Genomic DNA, 14772 nt, shown 5'->3' on the forward strand with positions numbered 1-14772 from the left:
GGGCGCGCAAAGCGCGCCCCTCGAAAAAGTCCTTAGCCCGAACTCAGGTTTACATAAGTTCTGGCTGAAATAACTTCAAAGAACAAATAGTACCCACAGTGAGGACTGCCTCAGAAAAATTAGGATGCCATAGTAGGTTCAGTTGGCAAGCAAAGTATTCGAAATAAGCCCAACGAATACTGGCAGTGCTGTCAATAAATACACGAACAAACATCACCTAAGAGGACATGATTCATGGCTAACACAACAACGCTCTCCCCCGCTATGGCCGCTGCTAGAGCTCAACGCGAACAGGTTACAGATTCAGAACTTTACTCCCGGAATATTCTGGGTCCTGTGTTCTTTACCCTGTCCGACTTGAGAGTTGATGGTACCGCTGGAGATCCCCTGTACCCTGACTTCGTGGCCCCCAAACAATCTCCCCACATTGTGGCAGAAGACGAAGAGGTTATTGCTAGTGTGAAAATCGCATTCAATAAGTCACCTTTGTCTGCTCTACTGATGTGTCTAGAAACCAAAATCACCATGAACTTCCACTTCGAAGGTCAAGGTAATATCGCAGACGAAGTGGATCAGGCGATCGCGATCTACACCCAAAAGGACGTGTTTAATTACACCGTCCAACTTCCCGGCACTGCTCGGAAGTGGAATATGGACCCTGGCCTGTATGTGGTATCTGCTACGGCTGAAGTTGGCCCTGCACAGAACAAGTGCAGCCAGTTCATTCTGGGTTATGGCTACATTGCCGAGGTGCTGCTGCAAGTCTATCCATCTGTGTAACAGATTAAACTCGATTACGGCCTGAAGATAATCTCCAGGCCGTAATGAGAATCTGGTAGTGTTCTAAACACGTGGATGGGGTGCGGTGAAAGGACACGAAGTGCCCCTTTCACCACACCCCATCCACATTTGAAACAGGCCCCAAAGGTATACACTTCATAACCGGAGGACTGACGTAAGCCAGCCACACCTGATGCAATATCGCAGACAGAGAAGGTGCACGATGTAAGTTAAAGCCCAATTCAGAAAATGCCTGCTGTACAGCGGACATCTCCTGAATTGGGCTTTAACTGGCTACATAGACCCGCTTGGGAATTGATTTGGGGGGCCGGCCATGGATGTTGAAAAGCTTTTGAAAAGCCAGAGTTAAGGCTATCCAAGTGCTGCGTAAGTTTGTACAAAAAGTCATCAAGGTCTAAAGGTTTACGGATGAAGCCATCACAACCTGCTGTAAAAGCAGAGGCGCGATCGGACTCAAAGGTTGCCGCTGTCACTACCAGAATGCGTACAGAAGGGTAGCGGAAGGATAGAGAGTCTGCCTTGCACCACTGGCTTTCAAGGGCACGAATTTGTCGAATTGCAGTTTCTCCATTCATATGAGGCATCCACAAATCCATCAGAATCAGATCGGGGCGCCAGGTTTGAAAAAGCTTCAGGGCCTCCAATCCATCACAGGCCTCAGCTAAGTCAAGTTTTTGGGAAATGAATTCATTAAGGATGGTTTGAATGAGAAGTCGATGATCTGGCTCATCATCGACAACTAGAATTCGCACGCGATCGCTGTTCATAGGCCAAACACCAAATGAAGATCAGATCGGCAGTTCAGCTATCGCAACAGAAACACCAAACCTGCACATCTATTGCTAATGTTGAACACGAATGATTAAGCAGAGCCATTGATAAATTACTTCGGAAGAGCAAACAGCTTGTGGAGTATGGAAAATTTGACAAGCCTTTTAGCAAGATGAATCTTGAACGAATCAGGCTTGATGCTGTTTGACAAACCGTCAGGCAACGAACAAAGGGATGAAGTTATAAACCCAGAAAATTTTTGATGATTATGAAAGTAACGAAAATTATTTAGTTAGGTTTTATAGTAGAACACATCTTCCACTTTGCCAACCCCTATCTTAACGCTTCAATATAAATCCTTACTAACTGTTGCTTAACCAAGCTAAAGTATTTATTTTGTCTTTTGTTAAAAACGTATTGGGTGCAACTATTTCAGGCGATCTTAGGATGACTAGCACTTCAAAAAAGAGCTTATGCCAGCTCCAGGTAACTGATACCAACCGTTACATTATTTCTACATAAATCTGTAGTACCTTTTGAGATACAAAAAATTTTCATACCACCTGACTTTTGAGAGCTAAGCCTAGCATCTTTCAAAATAGCGGACTTTTAATACTCAGTAATTGATTCAAATTCTGGCGTTGCTAAATAGGGGATGAAATGAAACGCCCTGTAGTTTGTTCCCATCCCCTATTTAACAACGTCTAATTTTCAATATTCTGGACAGTTTTTCTGAAACCGTTGATTTTGCGTGCGCTTCGCGCACGCAAAATCAACGGTTTCAGAAAAACTGTCCGAACTAATGATTTTCTAATCAGCTCAATCTGTTAGTGAAAGACTGAAGGTGTTTATTTATGCATTGGCGATCGCCCAGGGCCACCAGTAAGGCATCGGTACTATGCGATCGTGTAATCGCCCTTTTACAAGGTAATAAACCAGTTTCGTAAGTACAGAAGGCTCCGTACACCGTGTGTCTCTAGCTCAGAGTTATTCAATCAGTTCCTTATATCCAATACTCTGGACAGTTTTTCTGAAGCCCTTGATTTTGCGTGCGCTTCGCGCACGCAAAATCAAGGGCTTCAGAAAAACTGTCCGAACTAATGTTATATCGTGAATTTAATAGAACCCCGATTTTTTGAAAAAGCTCGACGTAGCCAAGCTTTTTCAAAAAATCGGGGTTCCATTTTGTAGGACATCCTGAGCCTTGGGTATTTCTGAAATCTTTGATCTTGTATACGCAAAGCTCATACAGAAATAAGGTTTTCAGAAATATTCGGGGTACTCGTATAACATGGCAGCACTGTATTTACCGAATCAGAAGACTGAATCAAATCAACCTCTTGAAAGAGGCACACCAAGCCATAACTTCCTACGCTGAGAAAACATCCGCAGATGCTGGAGTTCAGCTATGGTTCATGCGTCTGAGTCCGATCGCTCACCCTCAGAGCCTCGTAAAATCCGCTACGCCGTTGTCGGCCTCGGTTGGATTGCTCAAGAAGATGTCTTACCAGCTTTTGAGCAAACCGAAAACTCAGAGTTGGTAGCTCTGGTCTCTGGTGATCCGGTGAAACTAGCCGAATTGGTGCAACGGCAGGGAGGCGTGCAGCGTGTATTCTCCTATGAGGAATACGACGATTGCCTCAGCAGTGGCCTGGTAGACGCGGTCTACATTGCTCTGCCGAACCACTTGCATTGCGACTTCACGGTACGAGCAGCTCAACAGGGCATTCATGTCCTGTGTGAGAAACCTATGGCCGTCACTGAAGCAGAATGCGAGCAGATGATCCGGGCGGCTCAGGATAATCATGTCAAGTTGATGATTGCCTATCGTCTGCACTTTGACCCCGCCAATATGGAAGCAGTGCGAGTGGCCCAATCCGGAGATTTGGGGGAGTTGCGAATCTTCCAATCCATCCTGTCTCAACAGGTTGAAGAAGAAAACGTTCGCTTAGAACCCATTGATAACGGTGGTGGTACGGTCTATGACATGGGGATTTACTGTATCAATGCCGCCCGTTACCTGTTTCAAGAAGACCCAACGGAAGTCATCGCTCTATCCAGCAACCACAACAACGATTCTCGCTTCCGTGAGAGCGATGAGATGACAAGCGTGGTCTTGCGGTTCCCGGGCGATCGCCTCGCCACCTTCACCTCTAGCTTCGGCGTCACTCCCACATCCAATTTTCAGATCATTGGCACGAAGGGTAGCCTGCGTTTGGACCCCTCCTACACCTATCAGGGCGAAATCCAGCAAACCCTTACCATCAATGGCGAGAAGCAAGAACAATCTATTCCTGTAGGTGATCAGTTTGCTGCTGAAATTGCCTACTTCTCCGACTGCATCTTACAGGACAAAGAACCTGAACCTTCGGGACTAGAAGGGCTGATTGACGTTGCCATCATTTCGGCCATTACCCGATCTGCCCAAATGGAAGGACACCCCATCAAACTTCCCGCCTTCCCCCGTAAGCAGCGCCCCGGCCCCGATCAAATTATCCGCTATCCCGCTAAACAGGGCTCTACTCCACTGGTACACGCGGCCGATCCATCGGGCAAATCCTAACTCCTTCCACTCCTACAACCTGTTGTCCACTACCTAGTACCCAAACTATGGCTTCCACTGAACGTCTTACTGGCTCTGAACTAATTGATTGCGCCCGTGCCAATAGCTCGCAGGGCATCAGAGCGGCTGCCTCACGATGTGGCTACGGCAGCAATATTGCAGCGTTTGAAGCAGCCCTCCGCGAGGCTGGCGAACACATTGGAGTTGACATTCCCTCCTTTGAGGATTTGTACGACACCTCCGCTGTACAACCCGGCGTCATCGGCGGCGAGGAAGACCCGGATGTACCCGGTGCGCTTTAACGCTGCATTCCATTTAAAGCAGCAATGATCGATTCTTCTGAAACTCCTCATTTTGAGGCGGTACACGCTCAAAACTAAGAGGTTTATTGTTAAAAAGCCGCGCAGAGCGCGGCTTTTTAACAATAAACAGTCCTAACAAGATTGTGTAAGGCGATGCAAAGCGAAAAGTTTCAAAAGAATGCGCCAAATTATCGAATTGCTGTTCCGTAGGCGATGACTTCTACAACAGCTCCTTGGTTGCTGGATTCACTATTGATACTGACGGTTTCCATACGAAAATTGAGAACTTGTCGGGCACCTTGGGCGATCGCCGCCTCCTTCATGCGCAACATTGCTTCTCGCCGTCCTCGTTCTAATAGGGTTTCATACACTCCAATTTGGCCTCCAATCAGGCTTATCAAAGTTGCCACATAATAACGAAACAGGTCACTAGCAATGACTACACTGCCTGTTACCAAAATGGCGTCCCTTGCATCCGGTAGAGGCTCATGAGCCCCAAAATTAATCACCGAAAGCTGCCGTACCCGCTTTTCCCGCTCCCGTAAGTTGCGAAAGTGTTGCTGTTCATTAAGGGAACCTGCGAATAAACCGATCAGCAGCAGGGCCAGAAAAAACCAGAGTTCAAAGTATTCCATAAGCCTTAAGTGCAGTGACGGAATGTATAGCACCAGAACATAATTAATTTGCAATCTGCCATTTCTCCGTCGGAAACGACAGATTGCAAATTAAGGGTTTATTCGACAACTACAGCCGTGCCATAGGCGAAAATCTCAGCAGCCCCGGCAGCAACAGAAGAAGTGGCAAAACGTATATTAACCACAGCATTGGCTCCCATCATGGAGGCTTCTTTCACCATACGGTTAGTGGCTTCCTGACGGGCTTCCTGTAATAACTCTGTATAGCCTTTAAGCTCTCCACCAACAATATTTTTAAGCCCGGCCAAGATGTCTTTACCAATATTTTTAGCCCGCACGGTGCTTCCCTGAACCACACCAAAATGTTTCACGATACGGCGACCCGGCACGCCTTCAAGGGTGGTCAGAATCATAGATGTTTAACAGTCCTAAGCAAGTTGGATAGCCGCAATTGTATTCGCCAGAATCGGGGGCGATCGCCCCTCGCAACGTTTCTTCGTCAACTTAGCAAAATCAGACCCTACAGAAGCTCGCTACTGCACTTACCGATTCGGTGAGAGAGGGGAGATGAGTGTGAAACTTGAACTTTGTCCTACACTCATCTTCCCTCCCTCACGGGGCTAGTAGGCTGCGGCCTAAGTTCACAACCTATGTTTTGTGTGGAGTGCTTTGCACCCCACACAAAACATAGGTGATGGATTTGCGCCTCAGCGTACTGGACAGAGTTATCTATTCTGGGGCATAGAAAATACCTTTGCTCCAGGGGATATAGAAAGATCAACCATTTGAGCACTCTCTAAAACCAGTTTTTGTGAGAGTGTAGTCTTTGCATTTGCGTTGCACGCATTAATCCTAAGCCCAAAATTGGCCAAACTTTAACCTTATGGAATTTACAAACCTACTCGGTATGGTAGCTGGAACCCTCACCACTGCCGCCTTCATCCCACAATTATTAAAGACCTGGCAGTCTCGCTCGGCTCGCGATATTTCTATGGCATGGTTAGCAACATTTACCACAGGGATTCTCCTATGGTTTATCTATGGCTTATCAATTCAAGCCTTACCAGTTATTCTGTCGAATGGCATTACATTACTGCTAACTCTCTTGATTTTGTTCTTCAAATTGCGTTTTAAGTAACTGTGCAGTAGTGATCACTTATGCACAAGAAAGTAGAAAAAGCCAACTGGTTGGTCTTCAAGTCCTGCTACAAGGGTTTCATAAACAGGTTCTCAGAACTTACACATTGTTATTAGATGAGGTGTGTTTTCCATACTATTCCAATAACAATGTGTAAGTTCTGACTCTATCTTTTAGACTTAAACCCAACTAACCGAGCGATCGCACTATAGCGCTGTACGGGTTGATTAAGTACGGTGGTGTGGGGCACTTCGTGCCCCACACCACCGTTGCTGTACTTAACGCACTTACACATTGCTATATTAAAGCGAATTAAAGCAGGCTTTATAAAAAAAGCCCGGCCCTTGTAAAGGCCGGGATATCTCGGTTTCTCAGGGAGTCAAAAGCTAAAGACAGTTGACGAAGCAATGAGCCTGCGTCTATCGCTCTTTTACATCTTGGGAACGCAATTCCACACCTCGATAGTGACCAATCACTTTACCTGTTTCTGTAGCGACAACAGGAATTTTGGCTTCATATTTCACACCGCGATAGGAGAGTTTCATAACCCATTTCCTCTTTCAGTCATGCTTTTATCTTAGGAGAGGCATTACGAAACTACTTCATCCAAACGTCTCACCCATTGGAGGGATAATTTTCTACGCCAGTCGGATGACTGCTTAGGAGGTTTCTGCATAAGAATTTACCCAGAATGTTGGTGCTTTGCCCGCTTCGCGGGCAAAGCACCAACATTCTGGGGGTAATTTCATTACTGGAAATCTCCTTAAAAACAGTAGATATCTCATTGAACAAGCGAACGGCAGCATTAGATGCCGCTCGCTTGTTCAATGAGATATGTTCAGATCTTGCATCAGAACCCAGAAGGGTAATTTTTCCATCGTTGAGCGATGGAAAAATTACCCTTCTGGCTTTAGGAGTACGAGAAATCAATCTCCCCAAACATGTACTACCAATTCCCGTTGGTGGCTGCGATCGCGATGTTCCCACAGGTAAATCCCCTGCCAGGTACCCAACATGAGTTGGCCGTGCCCTACAGGAATCTGCTCAGATGTGTGGGTGAGCACGCTGCGAATATGAGCGGGCATATCATCTGGGCCCTCGGTACTGTGGATATAGGGATAGCTTTCTGGCACCAGTTTCTCCAGAAAATTCTCCAGATCCGTCAGCACATCGGGATCAGCATTTTCTTGAATGATGAGGCTGGCGGAGGTGTGGCGCAAAAACAAATTGCACAACCCGGTGCGAACCCCTGATTGGGCAACCACAGCATTAACCTCACGGGTAATTTTGTGCAGAGATTTGCCTCGGGTTTGAATGCGGAGTAGTTGTTGATGGTGGGGCATAACAGTACCAACGATCAGGACTTATTTGAAGGATTGTTTTTGTAGTGCTTTGAGCAAGGAAAAACAAGTCTTCTAGGGCATCAGGTAATCAATGACGGCACGGGCGATCGCCTCATTGCCATCACAGGTCACTGAATTTGGATGACGCGGCGAGGTCAACGGTTCATGCAGAAATTCCCAATTGGCCTGGTAAAACTCATGCGGCTCCAGTATCTGGTGAGGAAGCAAGTCACACACCCCATCAATCAGCACCTGAGCCTCCGCAAAGTCTCGGCGTGTCAGGGTAACGAGCGGGGTATTTGTGCGACAGGCTTCGGAGAAAGTGCCGTATCCCGGCTTGGATACCACTCGCCCACACACCGGCATCACATCTACTGGTCTGTATTTTGAGCCAAACCGAGTCTTGACCTTAAGCAAATTCGGTAACTCTGGCGCGTCTTGATCAAAGGTAATAAACTGCCAATCGGGGAATTGCGTCAGCCCCTGGTAGGGGATTTCAGCTAATCCCAGCCCACCAAAGGTCAACAGCACCGTTTTTTCTAGCGGAGTTTGCAGATCAAATAGCTGCCGAATCTCCTCAGCACTATGACGGGGCGATCCTCCCGTCAAACCAATGTCCTCAATATGAGGAAAGGCACTCATCGGTTCATGAAAGGGGAGACGAAAGAGGCGATCGCATTGCCCAAAACACTCTCCAATCCAATCCGCAATGCCATAAAACTCTTCGCCCCAATCCCGGTAGATAAAATCCCAACCAAAGTTGCTCATCATCCAGCAGGGAATCCCGGCGGCGCGAGCCATAGGTGGCAACAGAGGTGGAATATCTCCTAAAATCAGCCCGACCCGATTCTGCTTCAGGAACGTCACTTCAGAGGCAATCGTAGCTCGAGCCCGTTCTCGAATATGGTTCAGCTTTTCCAGAGTGGCCGCTTTATCCATCGTGATGCTATCACTTTGCACCACACCCAAATCAAAAGCCCGGGGCCGATGAACAAAATCCCCTTCAATATAAGACTCTAACAACCACCGGGGTGCTGTTGTGGTAATGATGATACGAATATCCGGGCACTGCCGCTGAATCTCAGCTACCACAGATGCGGTACGGGTCGCATGACCAAACCCGTGGTTAGTAACGGCCACGTAAAGGATAGGCTCAGGCATAGGGAAGGGGGTAAGTTGCTCTGCTAAGACCCTAGCTCAAAACGACATTTATCTTGTAGCAAAATCAATCCACATTCCATAGGCATCAGTACAAAGCTTGGGGTGCATCCCACTTTTGCAAATTTGGAGCTTCACTTACAGAAGTGGGATGCACCTCCAAAGCTTGTACCTGAAGGAGCGGGACGGGGCCAAGCTCCACTCCGCCAGGGGCAAGCTGTCTCGGGTCATAGCAACAATGCAGTAAGGTTTTGAGCATAAAACCACAAGCTCGCACTTAAAGCGTAGATAGGTCTATGACATTATTCATTTGCCCTGGGGTTCATGATCCCGCATTAACCCAGGCATTCCTCACGGGCTTGGGGCTTGCACCCGAAACCGTAGCCGTGTTTCCCGCATCCCAGGAAGAGCCTTACTCTCCCCTGGCGGTGCTGACGTTTTTCCGCCGATCGCTTCCTCACCCTCACTCAGCTCCTCCCCTACAAATCATCGCCTTCAGTGCAGGCGTCGTTGGAGCGATGGGAGCTGCTCATCTATGGCAAATGCAGGGTGGCCAGATTGCCTACCTCATCGCTTTAGATGGTTGGGGGGTCCCTGCCTGGGCTAACTTCCCCATCTACCGCCTCAGCCACGATAGGTTCACTCACTGGAGTTCCCAAGTCACGGGCAGCTCAACCTTGAATTTCTATGCCGACCCAGCAGTCGAGCATTTGGAGCTGTGGCGATCGCCCCAGCAAACCTCTGGCTGGCGAACATCGGGTTGGGGCCTCCGTAGCCACACCACTGCCGCAGTTTTTATTCATGAAATTCTGACACAAACTTCCCAGTAAATCATCCAAAAGTCAGACATAGCAAGGCTTCAAACAAGATTAAAAGCTGGCAAACGATGACAAAACAACATTTTTTAAGGGGAAGTCTGCAACAGGCTCAACAAACCATTCCTGAACTAATAGAACGGAATATCGTGATCCCCAGCACGAATTTAAGGATTTTCACCAGAGGATAGAAGTCCAGCGTAATCATTTGCTCAAGTTTTAGATCTCGACAGGCTGGCCAAATCAGCACTAGACTGAGAAATTAACATTTATTGCATCACGCGATACATCTAGACCTATGCAAGAAGTGCTCCCTGCTACTCCGGCGATCGCCCTTGGTACTAACACCGCCACATCCTCTAAGGCTACTGGTCCAGTCCGGGCAACCGGAGGCTTCGCCCTGATTGACAGCCTGCGCCGTCATGGGGTCAAGCATATCTTCGGATATCCCGGCGGGGCCATTCTGCCCATCTACGATGAACTGTATCGCGCCGAAGCCCGGGGCGAAATCCAACATATCCTGGTGCGCCACGAGCAGGGAGCCGCGCACGCCGCTGACGCCTATGCCCGTGCCACTGGGCAAGTGGGTGTATGCTTCGGGACTTCCGGCCCCGGTGCCACCAACCTCGTCACTGGCATCGCCAACGCCCAGATGGACTCCATCCCCATGGTGGTCATTACCGGCCAGGTTAGCCGTGCCGCCATTGGTACTGATGCCTTTCAGGAAACCGACATCTACGGCATCACCCTGCCCATTGTGAAGCACTCCTATGTGGTTCGTGACACCAAAGATATGGCACGGATCGTTGCAGAAGCCTTCTACATCGCCCGTTCTGGTCGTCCCGGCCCCGTACTGGTAGACATCCCCAAAGATGTCGGCCTCGAAGAATTTGACTACACCCCCGTCGAACCCGGTGAAGTCCGTTTGCCCGGTTATCGGCCCACGGTCAAGGGTAACCCCCGTCAGATCAATCAGGCTCTTAAGCTAATCCGTCAGGCCCGTCGTCCTTTGCTCTACGTGGGTGGCGGTGCCATCAGTGCTGATGCCCACGCCGAGATCAAAGCCCTGGCAGAGCGTTATCACCTTCCCGTCACCACCACTCTCATGGGCAAAGGGGCCTTTGACGAGCATCACCCTCTCTCCGTTGGGATGCTGGGGATGCACGGCACCGCCTACGCCAACTACGCTGTGAGCGAGTGTGACCTACTGATAGCTGTTGGTGCTCGCTTCGACGATCGCGTAACGGGGAAGCTCGACGAGTTCGCCTGCCATGCCAAAGTCATCCATATCGACGTAGACCCCGCTGAGGTCGGTAAGAACCGTACTCCCGATGTGCCTATCGTGGGCGACGTACGTTATGTACTGTCTGAGATGCTACGCCGTGATTACGAAAGCGGTGTACACCCCGACGCGACCCTGACTCAGGAATGGCTCAATCGCATCAACCGTTGGAAGCAAGACTATCCGCTGGTCGTGCCTCACTACGAGGATTCCCTATCCCCTCAGGAAGTGATTGTGGAAGTGGGCCGTCAGGCACCTGAGGCTTACTACACCACTGATGTAGGGCAGCATCAGATGTGGTCTGCTCAGTTCCTCAAGAACGGCCCTCGCAAGTGGATTTCTAGCGCTGGCCTGGGAACTATGGGCTTCGGGGTTCCGGCTGCGATGGGTGTGAAGGTGGCGCTGCCTGAGGAAGAAGTGATCTGTATCAGCGGCGATGCTAGCTTTCAGATGAACCTGCAAGAGTTGGGAACGCTGGCTCAGTACGGCATTAACGTCAAAGTGGTCATCGTCAACAACGGTTGGCAGGGAATGGTTCGCCAGTGGCAGCAAACCTTCTACGAAGAGCGCTACTCCTGCTCGGACATGAAGACCGGCGCACCCGACATTGTGAAGTTGGCTGACGCCTACGGCATCAAAGGCATCTCCATCGACAAGCGAGAAGATTTGACCGCAGCCGTCGCCGAAATGATTGCTCACGACGGCCCTTGTCTGCTGAATGTAGTTGTGAAGCGTAACGAAAACTGCTATCCCATGGTGGCCCCCGGCAAGAGCAACGCTCAGATGATTGGGCTTCCCGAGCGCCCTTCTGAAGCGGCTACTGAGCCCACTGGTTGTACCAACTGTGGTGCCGAGAATCAGCCCAGCAATCGCTTCTGCCCCGAGTGCGGCACGAAACTGTAGAAAATAGCGATGGGGTGAGTTTTAGCTCACTCCATAGCCCAGACTGAAAACAGCTTTTATTTTGCGTAGCGTTGCTCGCCAAGTAAAAGCTGTTTTTTTTGCGAAATGGCAAACTTGTCAAATGTAGTTTCTCTTGCGTGCTTTTATTGGCTCCTAATGCAACCTAAATCAGGGTGCATCTACGTTTTTCCCAAAATTTTAGATCGCCATTCCTATTCAACGGGCTGTCCTCTTAGAACTTAGGAGATTTCCAGTAATGAAATTACCCCCAGAATGTTGGTGCTTTGCCCGCTAAGCGGGCAAAGCACCAACATTCTGGGTAAATTCTTATGCAGAAACCTCCTTAGACTAACGGCGGGGCAAAGTATCCCACTACAATCGACTTTGTCTGGCATTGCTGAATAGGGAAGTGAAATGGAGCGCTGAACTATGGGTTGGCGTTCCATTTCATTCCCCTATTCAGTAATGCCGGCTTTTTTGATTAATTTTTGCTACACCTGCGTCACATACCTTAAAGCTCCCGATAATTTGAATAAACAACGCTCGCAAAATTCATGTAACACAATAGGTATCTGAGCGCTTTTTCCCAAGTTGTCGCCATGGAGTTGAGGGATGCTTCGGGTTTCCTCCGCAATCGCAGCTGCGTCTTCCCGGTTTTTGCCCGTCACAATGGTGCAGGCTCAGGAGGCGATCGCCCTCCTCAGCGACCAGGGCCACTTCCTTGACCTCAACGATGCGGCCTGTAATCTATTTGGTATACCCCGCGATCGCCTTCTGGGTAAGGCTCTAGCCGACTTCAGTGGCGTTGGAGCTGATGTCGCCACAATTCCCCTTCAGTGCACCAGTGGCTACCCCTTATGTGGTGAGCTGCTGCTCCTGAGCCCCCATGGAACCTATCGAGAGGTTACCTATACACTGACTCCACGGGCGATCGCCCAGACCCATCTGGTGCGCTTTCACCCCATTCACTCGGGACGAGCCGCTATGGAAGCCGAACTGCAGCGGCATCAGCAGGGGTTGGCCCTGTGTAACGAACTGACCCAACAAATCCGACAGGCAACACAGCTCAACGACATTCTCTATAGCCTGGTATCAGGGTTGCGGCGCATTTTAGAAGCAGATCGGGTGCTGGTGTACCAAATTTTGCCCGATGGTTCTGGCAAAGCGGTCAGCGAAGCTACGTTGCCCTATGTTCCCGTCCTGATGCATCAGACCTTTTCGGAGGAGGTGTTTCCGCGCAGTGCTCAGCACCTATATGCGGCTGGGCGGGTGCGAGCGATCGCTGACGTGCATGACCCAGGGGCCGGGCTGGCACCCTGCCTAGTGGACTTTATCGCACAGTTCGGCGTTACCGCTAAGTTAGTGGTGCCCATTGCCTATGATGTGGGCAGAGCAAGCAGGCAGAATGCTCTATGGGGGCTATTAGTGGCTCATCAATGCGGCCGTCCCCGGCAGTGGGTCGATTTTGAGCTAAATCTGATGCGGCAACTGGCGGATCAAGTCAGCCTGGCTCTCACCCATCTGCAATGGGCCCATTACCTCGATACAGAAGTGGAAGCCCGTACTGCCGAATTGCAAGTCACCAATCATCATTTGCATCAGGGCATCTGTGAGTATAAAAGCCGTGAGCAGGCCAAGAATGAATGGGTTTCAGTCATCAGCCATGAATTGAGAACTCCTCTCTCTTCTCTGCATAGCGCCCTAAAAATTCTGGCGACAGGTCAACTTGGCTCCCTCTCGGCAGCGGGGCAGCAAATGCTGTCCATCGCTGACCAGAGCGCCGAGCGGTTGATGCGATTGGTGACGAATGTGTTGGACCTGCAACGGTTTGAAGCAGGTAAGGTGGTGCTGAATCCCCAAATTTGTGCAGCGGCCCCGCTGATGGAGCAGGCGATCGCCGCCATGGCGCCCCTGGCCCAGCAGCAGCAGGTCATCCTTGTATCCGAGCCTGTTGATGCGAAACTCTGGGCCGACCCCGATGCCCTCGTGCAGGTATTAACTAATTTGTTGAGTAATGCCATCAAGTTTTCACCTCCTGGGGGAACCGTCCGGCTAACTCTGACAGTTAAACCGGGCCTGTCATCTCCTCAAGAACAGCCCTCCACGGCTAGCCAAAGCGCCGCCCTGTTCCAGGTTCGGGATCAGGGTCAAGGAATTCCGCCTGATCAGTTGGAGCGGATTTTTGAGGAATTTCAGCAGGCCCATCCCCACTCTCGTCGTAAAGGAGGAGCAGGCCTGGGATTATCCATTTGCCGTAAAATTATTACCCAACATCACGGTATGATTTGGGCCGAGAGTGTCTGGGGTGAGGGCAGCACCTTTTCCTTCACACTGCCTGTCGCTAAACCCGATTGTGAATCATGAATGTATTGTGGCTCGACGGATTTTACTGATTGACGACGAAGAAACGATTCAAACCGTTGTGCAATTTGGCATCCAGATGACAGCGGGGTGGCAGGTGTTGACCGCTAGTTCGGGGGAAGAGGGAGTAGCGATCGCCCGCACGCACCAACCCCACGCCATCCTACTGGATCTCATCATGCCTGAGATGAATGGGGTAGCGACCTTCAAAGAGCTAAAAGCCCATGCGGAAATTCAACACATTCCTGTCATTTTCTTAACCGCTCAAACCCATACACATGGCGAAGAATGGCAGTCATTACCTGTGGACGGAATGATTCCAAAACCTTTCAACGCTCTGGAGCTACCGTCAAAGATCGCCCATATTCTTAATTGGGTGTTGTAGAGCCCTGTTACTAGTAGGCTGGGGCAGAAGTGTACAACCTATTTTTTGTGGTGGGGTGCTTCGCACCCCACCACAAAAAATAGGCAACGAACTTAGGCCGTAGCCTACTAGTACGCTGAGGCAGAAATCCATTACCTATGTTTTGTGTGGGGTGCTTCGCACCCCACACAAAACATAGGTTGCGAACTTAGACCGCAGCCTACTAGTGGGTCATTTGACTCGAATATCGCCATTTTTTATAGGCGGCTGTCAAGATAGTAGGGAACCCTTGGGTGCCCTGCTATGACCCGTCGCCAAAAACATCCCCTGCGTGAT

Annotated in this window: 15 protein-coding genes; 8 read left to right on the forward strand and 7 right to left on the reverse strand. The window is 49.7% G+C overall.

The features are described from left to right. Nucleotides 1-234 precede the first annotated feature (234 nt). Nucleotides 235-780, forward strand: a complete 546-nt coding sequence (locus NDI52_RS25605; RefSeq protein WP_242035972.1) for a hypothetical protein — start codon at nt 235-237, stop codon at nt 778-780. Nucleotides 781-1022: 242 nt separating this feature from the next. On the opposite strand, the gene NDI52_RS25610 is transcribed toward NDI52_RS25605, so the two are convergent. Continuing rightward, a complete protein-coding gene (locus NDI52_RS25610; RefSeq protein ID WP_190773004.1) occupies nt 1023-1568 on the reverse strand; it encodes a response regulator in 546 nt (181 codons plus the stop codon). A gap of 1412 nt (nt 1569-2980) precedes the next feature. Here NDI52_RS25610 and NDI52_RS25615 point away from each other — a divergent pair. Both NDI52_RS25615 and NDI52_RS25620 read left to right on the forward strand, forming a co-directional pair. Continuing rightward, complete coding sequence (locus NDI52_RS25615) at nt 2981-4135, forward strand: Gfo/Idh/MocA family oxidoreductase (protein WP_190773679.1); 1155 nt, start codon at nt 2981-2983, stop codon at nt 4133-4135. A gap of 47 nt (nt 4136-4182) precedes the next feature. Further along, complete coding sequence (locus tag NDI52_RS25620; RefSeq protein ID WP_190773680.1) at nt 4183-4437, forward strand: hypothetical protein; 255 nt, start codon at nt 4183-4185, stop codon at nt 4435-4437. A gap of 188 nt (nt 4438-4625) precedes the next feature. On the opposite strand, the gene NDI52_RS25625 is transcribed toward NDI52_RS25620, so the two are convergent. Both NDI52_RS25625 and NDI52_RS25630 read right to left on the reverse strand, forming a co-directional pair. Next, nucleotides 4626-5072, reverse strand: a complete 447-nt coding sequence (locus tag NDI52_RS25625) for a heavy metal-binding domain-containing protein (protein WP_190773681.1) — start codon at nt 5070-5072, stop codon at nt 4626-4628. A gap of 98 nt (nt 5073-5170) precedes the next feature. After that, complete coding sequence (locus NDI52_RS25630) at nt 5171-5485, reverse strand: YbjQ family protein (protein ID WP_190773682.1); 315 nt, start codon at nt 5483-5485, stop codon at nt 5171-5173. Between the two features lie 470 nt (nt 5486-5955). On the opposite strand from NDI52_RS25630, the gene NDI52_RS25635 reads away from it, so the two are divergent. Next, entirely contained in the window at nt 5956-6210 is a 255-nt protein-coding gene (locus NDI52_RS25635) for a SemiSWEET transporter (protein ID WP_190773683.1), read from the forward strand. A 166-nt stretch (nt 6211-6376) separates the two neighbouring features. Here NDI52_RS25635 and NDI52_RS25640 read toward each other — a convergent pair whose 3' ends face one another. The 4 genes from NDI52_RS25640 to NDI52_RS25655 form a co-directional block, all read right to left on the reverse strand. Continuing rightward, entirely contained in the window at nt 6377-6505 is a 129-nt protein-coding gene (locus NDI52_RS25640) for a hypothetical protein (RefSeq protein WP_277874859.1), read from the reverse strand. A 124-nt stretch (nt 6506-6629) separates the two neighbouring features. Then, nucleotides 6630-6755 (reverse strand): DUF4278 domain-containing protein, encoded by a 126-nt coding sequence (locus tag NDI52_RS25645; protein WP_190789245.1) that lies wholly within the window; start codon nt 6753-6755, stop codon nt 6630-6632. A 381-nt stretch (nt 6756-7136) separates the two neighbouring features. Then, entirely contained in the window at nt 7137-7553 is a 417-nt protein-coding gene (locus tag NDI52_RS25650) for a secondary thiamine-phosphate synthase enzyme YjbQ (RefSeq protein ID WP_190772052.1), read from the reverse strand. A gap of 72 nt (nt 7554-7625) precedes the next feature. Beyond that, nucleotides 7626-8714, reverse strand: coding sequence for a glycosyl transferase (locus NDI52_RS25655; protein ID WP_190772053.1), 1089 nt, complete (start codon nt 8712-8714; stop codon nt 7626-7628). A gap of 293 nt (nt 8715-9007) precedes the next feature. Here NDI52_RS25655 and NDI52_RS25660 point away from each other — a divergent pair, with 293 nt between their 5' ends. From NDI52_RS25660 to NDI52_RS25675, 4 genes are all read left to right on the forward strand, one after another. After that, nucleotides 9008-9541, forward strand: coding sequence for a hypothetical protein (locus NDI52_RS25660; RefSeq protein WP_190772054.1), 534 nt, complete (start codon nt 9008-9010; stop codon nt 9539-9541). 283 nt (nt 9542-9824) lie between these two features. Further along, nucleotides 9825-11711, forward strand: coding sequence for a biosynthetic-type acetolactate synthase large subunit (ilvB, locus tag NDI52_RS25665; RefSeq protein ID WP_190772055.1), 1887 nt, complete (start codon nt 9825-9827; stop codon nt 11709-11711). 612 nt (nt 11712-12323) lie between these two features. Further along, nucleotides 12324-14075 carry an ATP-binding protein gene (locus tag NDI52_RS25670; RefSeq protein WP_242035643.1) on the forward strand — a complete coding sequence of 584 codons (1752 nt, stop codon included), beginning with the start codon at nt 12324-12326 and terminating at the stop codon, nt 14073-14075. Nucleotides 14076-14082: 7 nt separating this feature from the next. Then, nucleotides 14083-14457: a response regulator gene (locus NDI52_RS25675; protein WP_348256551.1), complete on the forward strand. Its 375-nt coding sequence runs from the start codon at nt 14083-14085 to the stop codon at nt 14455-14457. Nucleotides 14458-14772 lie beyond the last annotated feature (315 nt).

Origin of the sequence: Leptolyngbya sp. PL-A3 (assembly GCF_039962325.1) — a bacterium.
Classification (GTDB): Bacteria; Cyanobacteriota; Cyanobacteriia; order Elainellales; family Elainellaceae; genus Vacuolonema.